The organism is Streptomyces sp. NPDC005262 (assembly GCF_042872425.1).
In the GTDB taxonomy this organism is placed as follows: domain Bacteria; phylum Actinomycetota; class Actinomycetes; order Streptomycetales; family Streptomycetaceae; genus Streptomyces.
In genome coordinates, this window is the sequence record NZ_JBIAKK010000010.1 from 221,917 (window position 1) to 242,075 (window position 20,159).

Genomic DNA, 20,159 nt, shown 5'->3' on the forward strand with positions numbered 1-20,159 from the left:
TGGACCACTCGCGCGCCGATCCGGTTTGCCCAGGACTGATTGTTTCTGCGCGGCTCTGTTCTCTCCAGTCGATCTTGAGTCCGTCTTGCGCAGTTGCGGTGATCGATTATGACTGTCCGTGAAAAGGCACCGGGTGGCGGTCCGCTTACCCGAGTGGGGCAGCACAACAGGGCATACCACACCAAACCGGCACAGGCTGGGTTGCGAGTCCCGCATCCCGCACCCGGAGGTCGATGTGCCGCATAAGCGCAGACTCGCGGGAGTGGAGAGGCCGAGTCCGCGTGGAGTGCTGGCAGGGCTGATCGCGCTACTGGCGCTCGCCGCCATCTCTCTTGTCGCAGGTCCGGCCGTGGCCGCCACCGGTGCGGCCGGCCCGTGCGCCCTGCCCCGGACTGAAGTGCACCACTCGCTGGGAGTGGGTGACTGGAACGACGCCTACCCGCGCCCCGACCACGCGCTCGATGCGGTCATGATCTTCCTCTCCTTCACCGACGCCCGCCCCGTCACCACCCCCGCCGAGCTGACCGCCGACTACTTCCCCGCCACCACCCAGTTCTTCCAGCACGCCTCGTACGGGAAGTTCACCCTGCGCCCGCACCCGCTGAAGCACTGGATCCAGATGCCCCGGAGCTCCACCGCGTACGGGATAAAGCGTGACTGGGACGACGGCCGGCGCAGCGAGTATCTGCGTGACGCCATTGCCGCAGCCGACGACCAGGTCGACTTCTCGAAGTACGACATCGTCTATCTGGTCGCCGACCCGGACGCCCCCGGCGTCGACTCCGATGCCACCAAGGTCGTCAACTTCGACCAGCCGCTGCACGCCGACGGCGCGGACATCAGACGTGTCGTCACCGTTTTCGAACAGCACCCGCCGGACCGGAACGTGCTGGCCCACGAGACCGGGCATGTCTTCGACCTGCCGGACCTCTACCACCGGCCGACGGACGGCAAGGGCGACTGGGACACGTACGTCGGCGACTGGGACGTGATGGGCAGCCAGTTCGGCCTCGCACCGGATCTGTTCGGCTGGCAGAAGTGGAAGCTGGGCTGGCTGGACCGCAGGCAGGTGGTGTGCATCCAGCGCAAGCAGGACATCACCCTGGAGTCGATGGCCGCCGCCCCGGCACGTGGCGCGTCCCTCGGGACGCGGCTCGCGGTGATCAGGACCGGGGAAGGCGGCGTGGTCGCGATGGAGGCCCGCAGCGCCACCGGCAACGACCGGTCGACCTGCAGCGAAGGGGTGCTGATCTACCGGGTCCGCAACGGGACGGCGTCCGGCGGCGGGCCCATCCAGGTCATCGACACCCACCCGCACACCGACGCCTGCTGGGACCTGTCGGTCTACCCGCCGCTCGCGGACGCCCCGCTGCGGGTCGGGGAGACGTACACCATTCCCGGTGAGCACACCAGGGTCGAGGTCGCGGACAGGACACCGTCGGGTGCGTGGACGGTAAGGATCACCACCGGCACGTGAGCAACCGGTCCGGCGGTGAAACGAAGAAGCCCCCCGCTTGCGCGAGGGGCTTCTTCCGTCTGTGCGCCGCCAGGGACTCGAACCCCGGACCCGCTGATTAAGAGTCAGCTGCTCTAACCAACTGAGCTAGCGGCGCCTGCTGACGTCGTAGACCTTAGCATCCTGATCGGCGGGAGGAAAAATCGAATTCCGGGCCGTCGGCGCGGGCGCGGAGCGGGTCACGCGTACACAGGCCCAGAGGAGTACGTCGGGGCCAGGAAGCCACGGGTGACGGGTGTCGGGGGCGACCACCCACCGGGGCCCGGGAGAGGTGGAACCGCAGGCCAGGGGCGGGACGGTCACCGCGTCACCGGTGCCGTGACAGAGCAGCGGCGGGAACCTGTTCGCCTGGTCGTCCGGCCCTCCGGGCGCCTGCGGGCCGTGTTCCGTCACCGGCTCGGGGCGGCCGCCCCACTCCTCCCAGTCGAGCAGCGACGGCAGCCGCTGGGCGGTCCCGGGAGCGGCGAACAGCAGCATCCGACCGCGGTGTGAGGCGACCGGGCCCGAGCCGGGCCCGTCGGCCCACAGGTGCTCCAGCATCCGCCGCCCGAAGAGCACGGGCACATTGACCACGTCGAACGCAGTGCCGCACGGCAGCACGCCGGGGGAGCCGGGGTGGGCCTGCCACTGGGTGAGCGTGGAGCGCGGATAGGCCGTGGCGCCGGCGAGCCAGGCGGCGCCCGCCGCGGTGACCTGCGCGGTCTGATGCCCGGCTGGATTCCCGGTCCGGGACCCGGCATGGGGTCCGGTCCGGTCCCCGGTCTGGTCCCGCAGGGCGGCGAAGATGTCGACGCTGTGGTGGGACCCGGTGCCGGGGTACAGGGTCGATTGGTCTGGCAGCCATGCACTCATGTGCACTGGTCTACCGGGAGTGACGGTCCGGATTCCAAGAGTTGCCGGAAATCGGGACAGGGTGGTGGGGGGAGGAGTATCTTGCCCGCGGGCATATGCCAGCGGCTGTACCCGGAGTCAGCTCCGGGCAAGGGCCGGACGCTCCGGCGTCACGGTCTGGCGCCGCCCAGCAGGCTCCGGCCGAATTCGACCATCTTCTTCGCGTAGTCCTCGGTCCACTCCGCGCGCTCCGCGATGTCCGCGGTGGTCAGCCGGTCGAACCGGCGCGGGTCGGCCAGCTGCGCAGCGGCGATCGCCTGGAACTCGACCGCGCGGTCGGTCGCGGCGCGGAACGCCAGGGTCAGCTCGGTGGCGCGGTCCAGCATCTCCTTCGGGTCGTCCATCGACTCCAGGTCGAAGAAGTGCTCGGGATCGGCGACCGCCGCCGACGGCTCGAAGAGCAGGGGCGCGGGGCGCAGCCGCTGCCGCTCGTTCCGCTCGGGTTGTGCCATGTGGTGTTCCTCCTTCGGTGGGCCCGACGGCCACCCTCTATTGTCCAACCCGCCGCAAGTGCGCTTCGGGGCGGTGCACGGGATCAGTGCGCGGGGGTGCGCACCAACACACCTCCGGGCGCGACGCGCGCCCCACGGTGGCCCATCGCCCACGGCCCGGCGACGTTACGGACGCCATCGCACCGGCGACGTGACGGATGCCACGCCGGTGATGTGGCGGATGTCACCGCACGCGCCGCGTCACGGCGCGCACCGCACCGGCGTCACTGCCCGCACCGCACCGGCCGCGTCACGGCGCGCACCGCACCGGCGTCACTGCGCGCACCGCACCGGCCGCGTCACGGCGCGCACCGCACCGGCGTCACTGCGCGCACCGCACCGCACCGGCGTCACGGCGCCCACCGCACCCGGTGTTCCGCGAGATGTGCCAGGACCGCGTGGTTAGCCTCCCAGCCGTCGGGGAATTTCACCGTGACACCCAGTTGGACCGGTTCCGTCGACGGATGTTCGTCCAGCAGGTCGGCGACGCCTTCGCGACAGACCACGATGCAGGCATGGCGGTGCCGCGAGGCCAGGACGCACAGCCGGCCCGTCTCCAGGTGGAACGCCGTGGCGTCCGGGCGGCCGGACAGCGGGTGCAGGACCACCGTCACATCGAATTCGCGGCCCTGGAGCCGGTTCGCCGTGTCCACCGCCACACCCGTCACACCGAGCTCCGCGAGCGCCGCCCGTACCGCCGCGGCCTGGTCGCGGTGGGCCGTGCCGACCGCGACCCGGTCCGCCGTCACCGCGGCGGGCTCGGGGGAGCGTTCGCTCGTCGCCGCACCGCCCCGGTCCAGCAGACGGCGCACCACCAGGGCCACCGCCCGCACCGCCTCCGGATCCGTGCGCGGGGTGTGCCGGGCCGGAAGTCCGAGCAGGCCCCAGCCGGACTCGGCGGCCTCGTCCAGCACCCGGTCCGGGGCGGAGCCGTCCGACGCGACACCGAACGACAGTCGCCGGTCGCCGTGGTCCGTGCCGCTGCGGAACGGGGTGTACGGGTAGAACGCGTCCGAGACCAGCGGCGCCGCCGACGCGGGCAGCCGCCACGACACCGGCAGCCGGTGCTGCGGCAACTCCGGGTTGTGCGCCAGCAGGGTGGAGACCGCGCTCGCCGACGGGTCGTACGACAACCCCGCCCACTGGTCCGCGCCGACGATCGAGAACGGGTCCAGCTGGCCGGGATCGCCGACGAACAGCGCCCGTTCGAAGAGCCCGGCGACGGCCAGCAGCGCGTCCGAGCGCATCTGGTACGCCTCGTCGACGATCGCGTGCCCCCACGGCTCGACGTTCTTCACATGCGCCCACTTGGCGGCCGTCGAGATGACGACGTCAAGTCCGGCCAGGTCCGCCGCCTTTGCCGACTTCCGTACGTTGGCCAGACCGTCCAGCACCTTGTCGTACGGGTCCGAGTCATTGCTGTGCAGCCTTCCGACCGGCAGCCCCGGGTCCTTCTCGGCCAGCCGCACCACCAGGTCGTCGACCTGGGCGTTGGTCTGTGCGACCACCATCAACGGGCGCCCGGCGGCCGCCAGTTCGAGGGCGGCGCGTACCACGAGCGTCGACTTGCCCGCGCCCGGCGGAGAGTCCACCACGATGCCGCGTGCCGTGCCGTGCAGCGTGTCGTCCAGGATCGCGGTGGTTGCCCGTCCCGCCGCCGCGCCCGGGTCGAATACGGCTGTCACAGAAGGTCCTCCGCGGTCACGGGGTCGGGGGTCTCGGCGGCGCCGCCCGGCGGACCGCCGTGCGTCCAGGGAGTGTCCTCCGGGTCCGGCAGCTTCGGGCCGCCGCGCTGGTCGTGCTCGAACAGCGTCCACGCGATCCGGTCGCCGGGCTCCGGCAGCGAACCCGAAGCCGGCTCCTTGCTCCGGCCCATCCGGTCGGTGATCCGCAGCACGAGCAGAGCCTCGTCCGGTCCGGCGGAGTCCTCGGAGGCGTACGCCACGAACTCGGCCGTCTGCGGCCTGCCGTCCAGCGAGCGGTACACCTTCGTCCGCTCACCGAGGTGCGGGCGTTCGTCGGTCCGGACCGTGACCAGCGGGCGCGGCGACGGCCGCTTCGACTCGCTGTACGCCATCACCACCTCCGTCACCTCCCCGACGAACGCCTCGCCGGCCAGCCGCCGCCCCGCCAGCACCAGCGGATCGTCCAGCGCCTCCTGGGCCTCCAGTTGCGCCTGCGCCGTCTCCCGGGACGCCAGCTTCTGGGCTGCCGTCACCGCGTCGTCCCGGCGCGGCTGGGGCGGTTCGCCGGACCGCACCCGGTCCCGGTGGCCGGTGAACGACCAGCGGTCCCGGGTCCAGCGGTCCTCGGACCTGGACCCGGGCGGCAGCTGCGCCATCAGGTCCAGCCCCCGCCACACGGCATCCCAGGTCGGCCGCAGCACGCCGGCGAGCAGTGATCCGATCTCCCGCTCGGCCGCTGTCAGTTCGGCGAGCCGGGCGTCGGCCGCGAGCCCGTCCTCGGCCGCCGCGAGTGCCGTGCGCGCCCGGTCGTACTTCTCGATCGCGGGTGCGAGCAGCCGGTTGTCGAACGCCGGGTCCGTGGCCGGACCGGCCGGCGGGCACACCAGCTGGCCGCCGCCGTCACGCTCCAGCTCGGCCCGGAGCGCGGCCTCGGCCCCGGACTCGCCCGCCGGAGGGTCGATCCAGGCGAGCAGTGCCCCCAGATGCTGGTCCTCCAGCGTGGACTGTCCGGTCGCCCAGTGCCGGTTCAGCAGATCGGTCGCGGCGAGGAGCAGCGAGGAGCCCGGCACCCGGGCCCGCTCCCCGTAGTGCGTCAGCCAGCGGCCGAGCAGCGGGACACGGGCCGGGGCAGGGTACGGGGTGTCCGGATCGTCCTCGGCGGTGCGCCGGAACCGCATGGAACGGCCCAGCAGCCGTACGAAGTCGATACCCGCCCGGCTCGGCACGATCAACTGCGGCGCGTCCGTGCACAGCTCGACCTCGACCTTGACCTTCTTGCCGGTCTCGGGATCGGTCTCGTTGCGCTCGGCGGGCTCGACCACGTCCGCGTACGACTCGATGTGGGGCAGGACCGCCTCGGCCAGGTCGGCGAGGAACGCGAACCGCAGGTCACGGTCGCGCGGCTGGGCAACGGTCAGCAGCCGCGGCGCGTCCCGGTCGGTTCCCACGAGCGCACCGAGCGGTGCGCCCGCCTCACCGGCGGTGGTCAGTGGTACGAGGACGAGCGGCCGGCCGGTGAGATGGCGGTGCAGAACGGTGGCCACCGGCTGGGCCCGCCCGCTCTCCACGGCCTCGAGCCGGGCCAGGGTGCTGATCAGCGACATACCGTTCCGTCCTCCGGAGCCGCCGTGATGGTCGCTCTTTCCAGCGCCTCCGCGCGCAGGGCCGCCGCGCGGCGCAGGGCCGCGACCGCCGGATCCGCCGGGTCGCCCTCCTTGCCCGCGGCCGCGGCCAGCACATCGGTGACCGTCGTCAGACCTCCGAGCTCGCCCCGGACGCTCCGGCCCAGCGCCTGGACCGCCCCGGCCGAGCGTGCCTTGGCCCGGCAGTGGAAGGCCAGTTCACAGGCGGCCAGGCACTCCGGTGCGTACGCCGCCGTGACCGATTCGACCGCGGCCGTCAGCTCCTGCGGCGAACACGCCGGATCGAAGGTGGTGCCGTCGGGCAGGGCCGCCGCGATCTCCTCGATCCGGGTCAGCCGGGTCAGCTGTCGGCGGGTGACGGCGCGCTGCTTGCGCACGTCCACCACCGACGCCGTCGGCAGGTTGGAGAAGTCCTTCGGGCAGACCAGCAGCACCCGGTGGCCGACCTCCGCACCCTGCGTGACCGCCGCGATCCGCTCCAGCGCCAGGACGTACACCGCGGACTGCCGGGCCGCCGCGCCGACCTTCGCCGCGTCCGCGGAACTGTCGATCATGGGGAACGACTTGATCTCCACAACGGTCCACCGGCCGTCGGGGTGCACGACCACCGCGTCCGGCTCCAGATAGGCCGGCGAGCCCGCCACCTCCAGGGCCAGCATCGGATGGTCGAGCAGCGCCCAGCCGCCCGCGCCCGTCGCCTCCCGCAGCGCCAGCGCCGTACGGGCCGCGCGCCCCTCGGGGCCGGCCGCCGTCAGATCCGGTACCAGGACCTGGCGCGGCGGCTCGCCGCCGCCGAGACGCTCGTGCAGCAGCCGCATCAGCTCCGTACCGCCGTCGGCCTTGACCTTCGCCTCGAAGGCGTTGCCCCGCATGAACGCGAACTGCGACTGGCCGAACGCGGCGGGGGAGCCGAGCGCCGTAGCCAGCGCGGCCTTGTCCACCCCGGCGCCGTCCAGCAGGGCGCGCCGCTTGCAGCCGGGGTTCGTGGCGAGAGCGGCCAGCGCGCGGGCATCGAGCGGATGCGGGGCGACGGCCGGACCGCGCAGCTCAGCGAGCCGCTGCCGGAGCGCCGTCGTCTGCGGCGTCGCCCGATGCTGCGTCATCGGTGGAGTCTGCGGAGGAGGTCCGCTGGCCGGGGATTCGCTCACCCGCGGAAGTCTTGCATCCGGCACTGACAATCGGGGACTTCGTGGCCGGATCGGCCGGTGCGAACCGGGCCTGTACCGCGGCCTGCGCCCGGTCGGCGAGCCGCATGACCGGCCCGGCCAGCAGCGCTCCGACGGTCATCACGGCAGCGCCCGCGACCGCGTCGAGGAAGTAGTGGTTGGCCGTGCCCATCACGACGATCGTGGTGACCAGCGGGTACATGACGCCCGCCGCGCGGACCAGCGGGTGCCGCGCGTGACGCCAGAGCAGGACCCCGCACCAAAGCGCCCAGCCGACGTGCAGACTCGGCATCGCGGCGTACTGGTTGGTCATCCAGCCCATCCCGCGCGGCGCGCTCGCCTCGGTGCCCCACCAGCCGTACGAGCTGTACTGGGCCATCGTGTCGACGAAGCCGTGCGTGGCGTGCAGCAGCCGGGGCGGGCAGGTCGGCAGCAGCGCGAAGCCGATCAGGCCGAGCAGCGTGGAGGTCATCAACCAGGTGCGGGCGCTGCGGTACACGGCGGCGCGGCGCCGGTAGATCCAGATCAGGACGGCCGGGGTGACCAGGTAGTGCAGTGAGGCGTAAGCGAAGTCGGCGGGTATGCCGATGGACGGGTGCGAGGTCATCAGCCGGTTGAGCGGGTGCTCGGCGTTGAGGAAGAGTGTCTTCTCCAGATGAAGTATTCGCAGGCCGTGGTCCACAGCGGTCGACACATCGCTGCGGACCAGCAGCCGGCCCACCGAGTAGAGCGCGTACACGACCGCGATCAGCGGCAGCTCGGCCCACCAACGGGGCCGTTGGCTCGGCGCGGGCGCGGTGGCAAGCGGCATTCGGAAGCTCTCCATCATGTGTTCATGCGACCGAGGGCGGCCGTTCAACCGTACGGCGCGGATCGGCCGCGTTTTCCCCCGGGGTACCCCTGCGGATGCCCCGGTTCGTACGGAGATTTCTCCGCGGGGAAGGGGACGCCTGTTCGGCCCCGGAGGTTGCCTGCCGGACGCGTGAGCGATGATGGAAAAGGCGGATCACCCGTCCCTGTTGTCGTTTTCTCCGTACCAAGATTCAGGGAGAGCCGTCATGGCACCGCGTATCCTGCTCGCCCGGCACGGCCAGACGGAATGGTCCGTCAAGGGCAATCACACCGGCAGGACCGACATTCCTCTGCTCGACGCGGGCCGCGCGGGCGCCAAGCTGCTGGGCGAGCGGCTGCACCGCGGGCCGTGGGCGGACCTGCCGGGCCTGGAGGTCCGCACCAGCCCGCTCGTCCGTGCCCGGGAGACCTGCGACATAGCGGGCTTCGCGGACCGGGCACAGCCGTGGGACGCGCTCATGGAGTGGGACTACGGGGCGTACGAGGGCATGACACCGGCTGAGATCCAGGCGATCCGGCCGGGCTGGTTCATCTGGCGCGACGGGGTACCGGACGGCGAGACCCTGTCCGAGCTGTCCGCCCGTGCGGACGAGATCGTCGAGTGGGCGCGCTCGGCCGAACGTGACGTGCTGGTCTTCGCGCACGGTCACATCCTGCGGGCGCTGGGGGCGCGCTGGCTGGGCGAGGACGTGTCCTTCGCGTCCCGCATCCGTCTGGACCCGACGTCGCTCTCGGTGCTCGGATGGGCATACGGTGCACCGGCCCTCGAACGCTGGAACGACACGGGCCACCTGGACCGGTGAGGTCCTGCCCGCACCCGGCCGCGTGGTGCCCTCGACCACCGGTCCCGAACCGTGGCCCGCGGGTGAGGTGACCGTCGCCCGTCCCGTCCCGCGCGGCCGGATTCGGCCCGCCGGCGATCGAGAACGGAACCGGTGCACCGGTTCCGGATGCGCGTGGCGTAAGGGGCAACCGGACGGCACCCCGCCCTACACCTCCGCCCCCACATCTCCGTACCGCTCCAGGAACTCCGTCACCTCCGGTGAACCCCGCTGCGCCCGCAGCACCTGCACCGCCGCCGCCAGCATCGCCCGGATGCGGGAGGACTGGACCTGGGTCAGCAGGTCCAGCACCTGCTGCCCCGCCGTGGCCGCCTCCGCCGAGGCCCCGGCCCGGGCCAGGTCCGTCGTCAGCTCGGCGCGGTACAACGCCAGGTTCCGGGTGAAGTGGGGATCCTGGAGCTGCGTGGCCCGCCGTGCATGGCGGGCCGCCCGCGGCCAGTCGCCCAGCGCCGACCAGCACTGCGCCTCCAGCATCTCCAGCTCCGCCTCCCGGAAGAACGTCATCCACTCCGGGTCGGCATCGGACGCCCCACGGCCGAACGCCGTGTGCGCCCGCCCCAGCGCCCGTTCGCAACCGCTCCGGTCGCCCAGCCCTGCCCGGCCCCCTGCCTCCCGCAGCGCGAGCAGTGCCAGCAGCCGCGGTGAACCCAGTGGTTCCGCCGCCCGCTGCCCGGCCTCCGCCGCGCGTACCGCCTCACGGGGCCGTCCCGTGTCCCTCGCCAGGAACGACGCATTGCAGAACGCATGCGCCTCCAGCGCCGGGTCCCCGGCCACCCGAGCCGTGGCCAGCGCCTCCGCGTAGTGCGAGCGGGCGTCGTCGAAGCGTCCCGAGTCATGCGCCAGCCACCCCACCGAGATGGCCAGTTCGCCGGCCCCGGCGTGCAGCCGGTCGGAGGTGGACCGGCGGGTGATGGTCCCTTCGTCCAGCAGCGCGTAAGCGGCCCGCAGCGGCTGCGCGGCCCGCCGGTAGAGGCCGCCGCCGCCGTGCCGGTCGTCCAGCAGCCGGATCTGCCGTACCGCCTTCTCGACGGCCGTCACCTCGGCCTCGCCTACTCGCCGTTGGACGGGCAGGGCAGCGGCGGCGATGTTCGTGGTGCCGAGGCCCAGGCCCAGGGATGCGGCCGCCATCGCGGTGGTGCCGCTCGTCATGAATACGCGACGCAGCACGTCGCTCTCCTCGTCGGTGTCGCTCTGGAGCGTGGGGGGTGGGGGTGGGGGGGTATCAGGACCGTCAGGGCGGTCGGGGGCGTTGCCGGTGGTTCTCGCCGCCCGGCCGCGTACGGACTCACGCGCCGAGAAGCCCAGATCCGCCAGGGTCGCCCCGGGGAACATGTGCAGGAAGACCCGTTCGTAGGCGTAGTTGGGACAGCGGATCTCGCCGGACTCCACGCGCCCGATGTACCGGGCGTCGCACGCGACCTGCTCGCCGATCTCGCGGGCGGACCTGCGTACCGCGGCAGCGAACTCCCCGGCGGAGCGCGGTCCGCGCAGCCGCCGGAAAGCGAGGTTGGGAACTGTCCCTGTCGACACCATGGCTGGGCCCTCTCTGGTGCAAGCCGGGCGCCTGATTCCGGTGTCCGGCGGGGCAAGAACGTACCTGCTGTGACGGGTCACACACGCAGCGTTTGCCTACAAAACGGATATCTCACCCACGATCCGCCATGAACTGCCACCCTTTGCGGCGGTGCCGCACCGTAGCCCTTGACGTAGTCGACGCGTTGGTCCATGCGGAGACGGAGTCTGGCTCCGCCCGGCGATGAGAGGAGAGGTCCCTTGTTGCATCTCGGCACGGAGGCCGGCTCGCGGACGACTTCGGCGTCCCGAACGGCGACGACCAGTACTGCCACCACCCGTACGGCGAAAGCCGATGCCGGAACGACGGAGTGCGATCCCACCGGCACCGCCGTCGGCGGCCCCTGTGATCTGGTGACCGTTCCGGCCCGCCAGGGCCTGGAGGCCGTGGACATCCTGCGCCGCGGCGCCGCTCAGGAGGCCGTCGGCCCGGTCCTGCACGACGGCGCCTGCGACACCCTCGGCTTCCTGGTGCCGCCGGGCACCGCCGACGCCTGGGACGTGCCGGGCAGCGCCTGTACGAAGACGAACGGCCGCGGGCTGCGCATCCCCGCCGAGCCGCCGGTCTCCGGCAGCGGCTGGCTGCTGCCGCCCGCCGCCGACGCGCAGGTCACCGACCCGGCCGCGCTGCGTGCCGCACTCGACCAGGCGGCCCGGCTGATCGAGGCGGCCGACAACTGCTGCTGAGCCCATAATGGCCAGGTGGGCGGGTTTCCCCCGCCGCTGCCGGTCCTGCACCGGCCCGGGCGACGAGCAGTGGGTAGGGACGAGCGTCAGTGGCACGTCGAGGTGCGTCGAGCGGTGGCGCGGGCGCCCGCAAACGAGCGGACCGCAAGTCCGACCGCAAGCCGGAGAGCCTCTCCGAGACCGTCGACGGCGGTCTCGCCGAGCTGATACCCGACCGGGAGCGGCCGCACGCCTGGACACTGACCCTCGACGGCGCCCCGCAGTCCCACGTCGACCTCGACGACCCCTCGCATCTCTCCTTCGCCTACCAGCGCCGGATCGGCCACATCGCCGATCTGGCCGCCCCCGAAGGCCGGCCCCTGCACGTCGTGCACCTGGGCGGCGGCGCCTTCACCCTCGCCCGGTACGTCGCAGCGACCCGGCCGCGCTCCACCCAGCAGGTCGTCGAGTTGGACGCGGCGCTCGTCCAACTGGTGCGCCGGGAGCTGCCGTTGGACCCGCAGGCCCGAATCAGGGTCCGCTCCACCGACGCCCGTGCCGGACTCGGGAAGATCCCGGACGACTGGGCGGATCTCGTCATCGCCGATGTCTTCGGCGGAGCCCGTACGCCCGCCCACCTCACCAGCGCCGAGTTCCTCACCGACGTGCGCCGGGTACTGAAGCCCGCCGGGCAGTATGTGGCCAACCTCGCCGACGGTCCGCCGCTGGCCCATCTGCGCGGCCAGATCGCCACCGCCGCCACCGTCTTCCCCGAGCTGGCACTCGCCGCCGATCCGGCCGTGCTGCGCGGCCGCCGCTTCGGCAACGCCGTGCTGCTCGCCTCGGCGCTCCCGCTCAAGGTCGCCGAGCTGACCCGCCGGGTCGCCACCGACCCGCACCCCGGACGTGTCGAACACGGCAAGGAGCTCGCCGACTTCACCGGTGGCGCGGCGGCGGTGAGCGATGCGGACGCGCGTCCGTCACCCGCGCCTCCGCCGTCCGCCTTCGAGTGAGCGGCCGGTGATCAGACGATCTCGACCATCGGCGGATGGTCGTTCCAGGTGCAGAAGACCGACACCGTCGTCCCGTCATCGGTGGTGAAATTCACCCGGATCCAGGTCGTGTTCGTCCAGACCCGCATCGACCAGCCCGGATCCGGTGTGGCCGAGACGAGCTTCGCCCAGTCGGCGCCGATCTCGAAGACGACCCGTCCGCCGTCCGTCGGGTAGCTCTTGACCGTGCCGGAGGGTTTGGGCGGGCGCGAGGGCGCGGGGCTGCTCGACGGGGTGCGGGACGGTTGCCGGGGCGGGGTCGCGGACGGCTTCGGGGCGGTACGAGGGGTGCTGCTCGGCGTCGGCGCCGGCGACGACTGCGGGCGCCTCGTCGAGGACGACAGCGCGTCCGCCCCGCTGTGGCTGTCACGGGCGCTCGCGGATATGGGCACCGCGCGCGGCGGGTCGTAAGCAGTCCCCGCCATCACCGTGTGCACGCCCCACCACGACAGCGTGACCGCAGCGCCGGTGGCGAGCGACCACGCGAGCGCGTGTACGAGTCCTCGTTGCATCCGGCACATCCTGCACCACAGGGCCCCGTGGTGTCCCCGTACGCCCACGGACAGGACCGCGGGCCGGTCGATGGCGTACGGTGCCGCCCATGCCAAGTGTGCTCGTGGTCGAGGACGACCAGTTCGTACGTTCCGCCCTCATCCGGCACCTGACCGAGGCCTCCCATACGGTACGGAGCGTCGGTACCGCGCTGGAAGCGCTGCGCGAAGTCGCCCACTTCCGATTCGATGTGGTCATCCTCGATCTCGGTCTGCCCGACCTCGACGGATCCGAGGCGCTGAAGATGCTCCGCGGCATCACCGACGTACCCGTGATCATCGCGACCGCGCGGGACGACGAGAGCGAGATAGTCCGGCTGCTGAACGACGGCGCCGACGACTACCTGATCAAGCCGTTCTCGGTGGAACACCTGTCGGCGCGGATGACCGCCGTGCTGCGCCGTTCGCGCGCCGCCGGGGGGGAGGCGCCGCCGCCGAGTGTCATCCAGGTCGGCGGACTCTCCATCGATCCGCTGCGCCGCCAGGCCGAACTGGACGGCACCGCGCTCGACCTCACCCGCCGCGAGTTCGATCTGCTGACGTTCCTCGCCGGGCGTCCCGGGGTCGTCGTCCCGCGCAAGGAACTCCTGGCCGAGGTGTGGCAGCAGTCGTACGGCGACGACCAGACCATCGACGTCCATCTCTCCTGGCTGCGACGGAAGCTGGGGGAGACGGCGGCCAGGCCGCGCTATCTGCACACCCTGCGCGGCGTCGGAGTGAAACTCCAGCCGCCCGCGGTGCAACGGCCCGACCCGGAGCAGCCCGTATGAGATGGGCCCTGGTCAAGGTCTGCCTGGCCGTCACCGCGATGGTCGTCATCGCCTTCGCCGTACCGCTCGGCCTCGTCATCAAGGAGATGGCCCGCGACCGGGCCTTCTCCGACGCCGAGCGGCAGGCCGCCACGATCGGTCCGACCCTGTCCATCACCACCGACCGGGCCGAACTGGAGACGGCCGTCCTCACCACCGAGCCGGGCGGCGAAGGCCGGATGGCCGTCCACGTCCCCGCCTCCGAGGAGTCGGACAGCCGGCCGGTGGAGATCGGCACCCGGCGCGCCACCCGCAAGGACGTGGAGACCGTACGTACTTCGGGGCGCGCCTCGATCAGCGAGGTCACCGGCGGTTCCGCACTGCTTCAGCCGACCGCCCTGGGGTCCGGGGGCATCGCCGTCGTCGAGGTGTTCGTACCCGAGGGCGAGGAGTCCAACGGGGTCGCCACCGCCTGGCTGATGCTGGCGGGCGTGGGCATCGCGCTGATCGTCGGCTCGGTCGCGGTCGCCGACCGGCTCGGCGTACGCATGGTGAAGCCCGCCCAGCGGCTGGCGGGAGCCGCCCACGACCTGGGGGAGGGCAGGCTGGGGACCAGGGTCCGCGAGGAGGGGCCGACCGAGCTGCGTTCCGCCGCCGTCGCGTTCAACTCCATGGCCGACCAGGTCGTCCAGCTCCTCGCCAACGAACGGGAACTGGCCGCCGACCTCTCGCACCGGCTGCGCACCCCGCTCACCGTCCTGCGTCTCAACGCCGCATCGCTCGGCGAGGGCCCGGCCGCCGAGCAGACCCGGGCCGCCGTCGAGCAGCTGGAGCACGAGGTCGACACGATCATCCGCACCGCCCGCGAACAGCGCCCGCAGACCCAGGGACTGAACAGTGGGCCCGGGGCCGGCTGCGATGCATCAGAGGTGATCCGCGAGCGGATGGACTTCTGGTCGGCGCTCGCCGAGGACGAGGGGCGCGAGGTGCGCCTCGCGGGAGTGGACCGTACGGTACGCATCCCCGTCGCCCGGCCCGAACTCGTCGCCGCGCTGGATGCGTTGCTCGGCAATGTCTTCCGGCACACCCCGGAGGGCACCGCCTTCGCCGTCGACGTGCACCACAGCGGCGATGCCGTGATCGTGCTGGTCTCGGACGCGGGCGGCGGCATAGCGGACCCCAAGGCGGCACTGGCGCGCGGCGGTAGCGGTGGGGTACGGGCCTCGGTGGGCTCGACCGGGCTCGGGCTCGACATCGTCCGCCGCGTCGCGGAGTCCACCGGTGGCGATGTGCGGATCGGGCGGTCGGTGCTCGGCGGCACGGAGGTCCGCATCTGGATCTGGCTCGACGGGCGTGGGCCCGGGCAGGGCGGCCGCCGCCACCGGGTCGGCCGGCAGCGCCGCCGCCTCCTGTCGGCGGGCCGGTCTTAACCAGCACCGATGCGTCCCTTAAGCGAACCCTAAGAACATCAACTCGTGCCCGGTGCACCCCATTTGCCGGTTTCGGGGCCGCTAACGTGCTCCCGCACCCACACCCCCCGTACGACAGAGGCAGGCACGCAATGGGCACCAGTACGCACCGGCGCACGGCGAGCACCCGGACCAAGGCGATCGGCGCCGTTGTCGCCGCGGCGGTGATCGGCTCCGCGGTCTTCGCCCTCACGGGCACCGCACAGGCCGCTTCGGTTGGCGCCGCGTACACCAGGACCAGCGGCTGGACGGGCGGCTACACCGGGCAGTACGTCGTCACCAACGACACCGACAAGGTCCAGACGGACTGGACACTCGAATTCGACCTGCCCGCGGGCACGAGGATCAGCTCCCTCTGGAACGGCGAACACACCGTCAGCGGCAACCACGTCACCGTGAAGCCCGCCGGGTGGAACAAGGAGCTGGCACCCGGCAAGTCGGCCACCGTCGGCTTCGTCACCACCTCGGACGGCACGGCGGCGGACCCGACCGGCTGCCTGATCAACGATGCCAAGTGCTCGGTCGACACCGGAGCGACGCCGGAGCCCAGCGGACGCCCGACCGAGACCGCGACCCCGACTCCCACGGCCACCCCCACGGCCAAGCCCACGCAGACCGCCACGGCGACCCCCACACCCACCCCGACACCCACCGCGCCCGAGGGAGGCGGCGGTACGGCGGGCGGCGCCGGCTTCGCCCCGTACGTCGACACCTCCCTCTACCCGGCGTACGACCTGGTCGACACCGCGACCCGGACCGGGGTGAAGGAGTTCAACCTCGCCTTCATCACCTCCGGCAGCAGCTGCGCCCCGCTCTGGGGCGGCGTCACCGCTCTCGGCGACGACCACGTCGCCTCCCAGATCGGCGCGCTGCGCGCCAAGGGCGGCGACGTCCGGGTCTCCTTCGGCGGCGCGGCAGGCTCCGAACTGGCCCTCAACTGCACCTCCGCCGCCGACCTCGCCGGCGCGTACGGCAAGGTCATAGACACGTACAAGCTCACCAAGGTCGACTTCGACATCGAAGGCGGCGCGCTGCCCGACGCGGCGGCCAACTCCCGCCGCGCCCAGGCGATCGCACAGCTCCAGAAGTCCCACCCGGACCTCGATGTGTCCTTCACCCTGCCGGTGATGCCCGAGGGCCTCACCCAGCCGGGCGTGGACCTGATCGCCGACGCGAAGAAGAGCGGCGTGAAGGTCGGCGCCGTCAACATCATGGCGATGGACTACGGCGCCTCGTACAGCGGTGACATGGGCTCGTACGCGATCCAGGCGGCGACCGCGACGCAGGCCCAGATCAAGGGCGTGCTCGGACTGTCGGACGCGGCGGCGTGGAAGGCCGTGGCCGTCACCCCGATGATCGGTGTGAACGACGTCAGCACCGAGATCTTCAAGGTCGAGGACGCCACGCAGTTGGTGGAGTTCGCCCAGGAGAAGGGGCTTGGCCGGCTGGCGATGTGGTCGGGCACGCGGGACAAGGCGTGCGCCGGCGGGGCGAAGCCGTCGGCGGATGCGTCGTGCAGCTCGATCGTGCAGGAGCCGCTCGCCTTCACGAAGGCGTTCGGCGCGTACAAGTAGCTTCTCTCCACCCCACAGACCGCCACCCCCCCGAGCGCATCCCGGCCGGCCCCACACCCCCCACATCCGGCCGGGGTGCGCCCCCTTTTCCTTGGCGAACCGTTCCGTCCCCGGTCGCCGGACGGGCCTGATCTCCCGGCCCGTCCGGCGACCGCGGTCCGCGCGACCGCCCGGTCACACCTTCCGGTCAACCGCAGGGAGCACCGCCGGAATCGCTGCCGTCAGCACGGACGTGTCCAGCCCCGCCCCCCGCCGCATCGTGGCGGGCGACGCGGAGGCGGCCGGCCGGGCGGCCCGGACCGGACCGGAGACCACGCCGACCCGGCTGCGCACGGCCTGATCCCACCCACCTCGGCGACAGCTGGGCCACAGGTCCGCCCTTTCACCTCGGCGGTACGGTTCGGAGGGAGAACGCGGATGCGGCCCAACGCACCCTCTGGCTCCGCACCCTGTTCACCTTCCGGTGGGCGGACGAGCAAAGTCCAGCCGTGGCCGAACCGGCCCGATGGTGCACACGAAAACAGCGCGACCGGTCTGCTTCCGCCGGGACCCTGCACTCTTCCCGGCCCCAGTCCCTCGCCGGCCTGGGAGTATTCACGAGCACGCGCTGTCCGCGGACGGTGCCGGAACGCTTAGGCAAGGCTTCGACCGGACACGGTCGCGTGACTTGCAGGACACACTCGGGCAACGGAACCGTCTTCAACTCTTGACACCCACCCCCTTGAGGCAGCAACCTTCCGGCATCGGCGCATGGGAGCGCTCCCACATCGCACGGGAAATTCTCGCGCGGACAGCACTGCCCGTGTCTTCCCCCCTGCACCATCTGGCACTTGCACCCACCTGCGCGTACGGCGCGCAGTCAGAACGCCAGTCCCGCCCTGGAACAAGGAGTAGTGGAATGCGTATCACCCGCACCGACGCCGGCCGGCGTCGCAAAGCCGCGCTGGTGGCCACCACGGGCCTGACGGCCACCGCCCTGTTGCTGACCGGATGCAGCGACTCGGGCTCATCGGACTCCAGCGGGAGCTCCGACGCAAACGGGAAGATCACGTTGACCGTCGCCGACTTCGGGCAGTTCGGTTACAAGGAAGCGGGTCTCTTCGCCAAGTACCACGAGCTCAACCCGAACATCACGGTCAAGGAGGACGCCACCGCCGACGAGAAGGTCTACTACCCCAAGCTGCTCCAGCAGCTGAACTCGGGCAGTGGCCTGGCGGACGTCCAGGGCCTCGAGGTCGGCCGGATCAAGGAGATCGTCGACACCAAGGCGGACCAGTTCGCCGACCTCAGCAAGGTGATCAACGTCGACGACTGGGTGTCCTGGAAGGAGAAGCAGGCCACCACGCCCGACGGAAAGGTGATCGGCGCCGGTACCGACATCGGACCGATGTCGCTCTGCTACAACACCGACCTCTTCAAGAAGGCCGGTCTGCCGACCGACCCCAAGGAGGTCGCCGCCAAGGTTGCCGGCGGCTGGGAGGACTACCTCAAGCTCGGTGAGGAGTACAAGAAGTCCGCCCCCAAGGGCACCTTCTTCATGGACTCCGCGAGCGCGATGTACAACGCCGTGGTGAGCTCCAACGCGAAGCAGTACTACGACGAGAGCGGCAAGCCGATCTACAAGGACAGCCCCAGCGTCAAGCAGGGCTGGGACCTGGCGGCCGAGGCTGCGGACAAGAAGCTGACGCAGGGCCTTGCCCAGTTCAGCCCCCCGTGGAATGCCGCACTGCGCAAGAGCACCATGGCCACCGTGGCCTGCCCCGCGTGGATGGCCGGTCAGATCTCGGTCAACGCCGGTGAGGGCAACAAGGGCAAGTGGAACATCACCACCGCCCCCGGGGCGACCGCCGCCAACTGGGGCGGCTCGTTCCTCGCCGTGCCCAAGTCGGGCAAGCACGTCGACGAGGCCACCAAGCTCGTCAAGTGGCTGACCGCCCCCGAGCAGCAGGCCGCCGTCTTCAAGGCGATCGGCAGCTTCCCGTCCAACAAGCTCGCGTACGACCTGCCGGACGTGAAGACCGCGAAGCTCCCGTACTTCAACGACGCCCCGATCGGTGAGATCTACGCCGGTGAGGCCAAGTCGATCCCCGAGACCGTTCTCGGCCCGAAGGACGGCGTGATCAAGGACAGCATCTCCACCCAGATCAACAACATGGAGCAGCGCGGCACCAAGCCGGACGACGCCTGGAAGGCCGCGACCACCGCGATCGACAAGGCGATCGGCTGACCCTCGCAGCAGCGGGCGGCCCCCGGGCCGCCCGCACCTGCGTGTCCCCACCCCGCGGGGCACCGGGGCCGCGCACAGCCCGTCTCCCGATGGGCGTGCACGGGGCGGCCGGGTATCTCCCCGGCCGCCCCGTGCGAGCCCACCGCACGCGCCTTCGGCCCATCCAGCCCCGTACCCGGGTAACCAGCAATCCAGGGAAGGACTCCCGCCCGTGGCCACCTCGACTCCCACCCGGGATGCATACGCCCCGCCACCCCGCGGTTCCCAGCACACACCACTGAACGCCCGCCGACAGACGTGGCGGAGCCGGCTCTGGCGGTTCGACGACAAGGCGTCGCCGTACGCCTACATAGCCCCGTTCTTCCTCGTCTTCGGTGCTTTCGGGCTCTATCCGCTGATCTACACCGGCTGGATCGCCCTGCATCGGGTGGAGATGACCGGACTCAACCAGATGGAATGGGTCGGCTGGGACAACTTCGACAAGATCCTGCACGACGCGGAGTTCTGGACGGCCGTCAGCAACACCTTCCTGATCGGCGTCATGTCGACGGTCCCGCAGCTGCTCGTCGCACTGGGCCTGGCCCATCTGCTGAACTACAAGCTCCGCGCCAGCACCTTCTGGCGGACGGTCATCCTCACCCCGTACGCCACCTCCGTGGCCTCGGCGGCCCTGGTCTTCGCCCTGGTCTTCCGGGCCGACGGGGGTCTGCTGAACTGGGCGCTGGAGTTCGTCGGCCTCGGCCACACCAACTGGGCCAACGGGCACTGGACGTCCAAGATCGCGATCTCCGTCATCGTGATCTGGCGCTGGACCGGCTACAACACGCTGATCTACCTCGCCGCCATGCAGGCCGTGCCGACCGATCTGTACGAGGCGGCGTCGCTCGACGGAGCCTCCCGCTGGCAGCAGTTCCGCAAGGTGACCATCCCCTCGCTGCGGCCCACGATCCTGTTCACGATCGTCATCTCGACCATCGGTTCCATGCAGCTGTTCGGCGAGCCCCTGCTGCTGGAGGGCGGCACCCTCGGTGCGACCGGAGGCAACGAGAATCAGTACGAGACCCTCAGCGTCTACCTCTACAACTACGGCTGGAACCTGGGGCATCTCGGTCCGGCCGCCGCAGTGGCCTGGGCGATGCTCGCCCTCCTGCTGATCATCGCCGCGGTCAACTGGCTCATCGGCCGCTTCGTACGCAAGTCCGCGGTCTGACCG

General features: G+C 71.5%; 17 protein-coding genes and 1 tRNA gene. 9 read left to right on the forward strand and 9 right to left on the reverse strand.

Annotation, left to right across the window (positions count from 1 at the left end):
- The first annotated feature begins 262 nt into the window (after positions 1-262).
- Positions 263-1,477, forward strand: a complete 1,215-nt coding sequence (locus tag ACFYP5_RS24545; RefSeq protein WP_389039729.1) for a M6 family metalloprotease domain-containing protein — start codon at positions 263-265, stop codon at positions 1,475-1,477.
- A 62-nt stretch (positions 1,478-1,539) separates the two neighbouring features.
- On the opposite strand, the gene ACFYP5_RS24550 is transcribed toward ACFYP5_RS24545, so the two are convergent.
- From ACFYP5_RS24550 to ACFYP5_RS24580, 7 genes are all read right to left on the reverse strand, one after another.
- Positions 1,540-1,613, reverse strand: a tRNA-Lys gene (locus ACFYP5_RS24550).
- Positions 1,604-2,368: a hypothetical protein gene (locus ACFYP5_RS24555; protein ID WP_389039731.1), complete on the reverse strand. Its 765-nt coding sequence runs from the start codon at positions 2,366-2,368 to the stop codon at positions 1,604-1,606. Before ACFYP5_RS24555 ends, ACFYP5_RS24550 begins: the two co-directional genes overlap by 10 nt.
- 149 nt (positions 2,369-2,517) lie before the next feature.
- Positions 2,518-2,859 (reverse strand): hypothetical protein, encoded by a 342-nt coding sequence (locus ACFYP5_RS24560; protein WP_030970908.1) that lies wholly within the window; start codon positions 2,857-2,859, stop codon positions 2,518-2,520.
- Positions 2,860-3,248: 389 nt separating this feature from the next.
- Positions 3,249-4,583, reverse strand: coding sequence for an AAA domain-containing protein (locus ACFYP5_RS24565; protein WP_389039734.1), 1,335 nt, complete (start codon positions 4,581-4,583; stop codon positions 3,249-3,251).
- On the reverse strand, positions 4,580-6,187 hold the full coding sequence (locus tag ACFYP5_RS24570; RefSeq protein ID WP_389039736.1) for a hypothetical protein: 1,608 nt from the start codon (positions 6,185-6,187) through the stop codon (positions 4,580-4,582). The genes ACFYP5_RS24565 and ACFYP5_RS24570 overlap by 4 nt, the downstream gene beginning before the upstream one ends.
- Entirely contained in the window at positions 6,178-7,374 is a 1,197-nt protein-coding gene (locus ACFYP5_RS24575) for a hypothetical protein (protein WP_389039739.1), read from the reverse strand. Before ACFYP5_RS24575 ends, ACFYP5_RS24570 begins: the two co-directional genes overlap by 10 nt.
- Positions 7,274-8,203, reverse strand: a complete 930-nt coding sequence (locus tag ACFYP5_RS24580) for a phosphatase PAP2 family protein (protein WP_389039742.1) — start codon at positions 8,201-8,203, stop codon at positions 7,274-7,276. Before ACFYP5_RS24580 ends, ACFYP5_RS24575 begins: the two co-directional genes overlap by 101 nt.
- Positions 8,204-8,450: 247 nt before the next feature.
- On the opposite strand from ACFYP5_RS24580, the gene ACFYP5_RS24585 reads away from it, so the two are divergent.
- Positions 8,451-9,047 carry a histidine phosphatase family protein gene (locus ACFYP5_RS24585; protein ID WP_389039743.1) on the forward strand — a complete coding sequence of 199 codons (597 nt, stop codon included), beginning with the start codon at positions 8,451-8,453 and terminating at the stop codon, positions 9,045-9,047.
- 186 nt (positions 9,048-9,233) lie between these two features.
- On the opposite strand, the gene ACFYP5_RS24590 is transcribed toward ACFYP5_RS24585, so the two are convergent.
- Entirely contained in the window at positions 9,234-10,619 is a 1,386-nt protein-coding gene (locus ACFYP5_RS24590) for a tetratricopeptide repeat protein (protein ID WP_389039745.1), read from the reverse strand.
- 243 nt (positions 10,620-10,862) lie between these two features.
- Between ACFYP5_RS24590 and ACFYP5_RS24595 the strand changes: the two genes are divergently transcribed.
- Positions 10,863-11,345, forward strand: coding sequence for a hypothetical protein (locus tag ACFYP5_RS24595; RefSeq protein ID WP_389039887.1), 483 nt, complete (start codon positions 10,863-10,865; stop codon positions 11,343-11,345).
- Positions 11,346-11,434: 89 nt separating this feature from the next.
- Positions 11,435-12,337 (forward strand): spermidine synthase, encoded by a 903-nt coding sequence (locus tag ACFYP5_RS24600; RefSeq protein ID WP_389039749.1) that lies wholly within the window; start codon positions 11,435-11,437, stop codon positions 12,335-12,337.
- Between the two features lie 11 nt (positions 12,338-12,348).
- Here the strand turns inward: ACFYP5_RS24600 and ACFYP5_RS24605 are convergent, their stop codons facing one another.
- A complete protein-coding gene (locus ACFYP5_RS24605) occupies positions 12,349-12,888 on the reverse strand; it encodes a hypothetical protein (protein ID WP_389039751.1) in 540 nt (179 codons plus the stop codon).
- 89 nt (positions 12,889-12,977) lie between these two features.
- Between ACFYP5_RS24605 and ACFYP5_RS24610 the strand changes: the two genes are divergently transcribed.
- The 5 genes from ACFYP5_RS24610 to ACFYP5_RS24630 all read left to right on the forward strand — a co-directional run bounded on the left by ACFYP5_RS24610 (position 12,978) and on the right by ACFYP5_RS24630 (position 20,156).
- Complete coding sequence (locus ACFYP5_RS24610; RefSeq protein ID WP_389039753.1) at positions 12,978-13,697, forward strand: response regulator transcription factor; 720 nt, start codon at positions 12,978-12,980, stop codon at positions 13,695-13,697.
- The gene (locus ACFYP5_RS24615; protein WP_389039756.1) at positions 13,694-15,106 is read left to right on the forward strand and encodes an ATP-binding protein; all 1,413 of its coding nucleotides are present in this window, start codon (positions 13,694-13,696) and stop codon (positions 15,104-15,106) included. Before ACFYP5_RS24610 ends, ACFYP5_RS24615 begins: the two co-directional genes overlap by 4 nt.
- A gap of 131 nt (positions 15,107-15,237) precedes the next feature.
- Complete coding sequence (locus tag ACFYP5_RS24620) at positions 15,238-16,719, forward strand: cellulose binding domain-containing protein (protein ID WP_389039758.1); 1,482 nt, start codon at positions 15,238-15,240, stop codon at positions 16,717-16,719.
- 898 nt (positions 16,720-17,617) lie between these two features.
- Positions 17,618-18,946: an ABC transporter substrate-binding protein gene (locus ACFYP5_RS24625; RefSeq protein ID WP_030923391.1), complete on the forward strand. Its 1,329-nt coding sequence runs from the start codon at positions 17,618-17,620 to the stop codon at positions 18,944-18,946.
- A gap of 211 nt (positions 18,947-19,157) precedes the next feature.
- Positions 19,158-20,156, forward strand: coding sequence for a carbohydrate ABC transporter permease (locus ACFYP5_RS24630; RefSeq protein WP_389039761.1), 999 nt, complete (start codon positions 19,158-19,160; stop codon positions 20,154-20,156).
- Positions 20,157-20,159 lie beyond the last annotated feature (3 nt).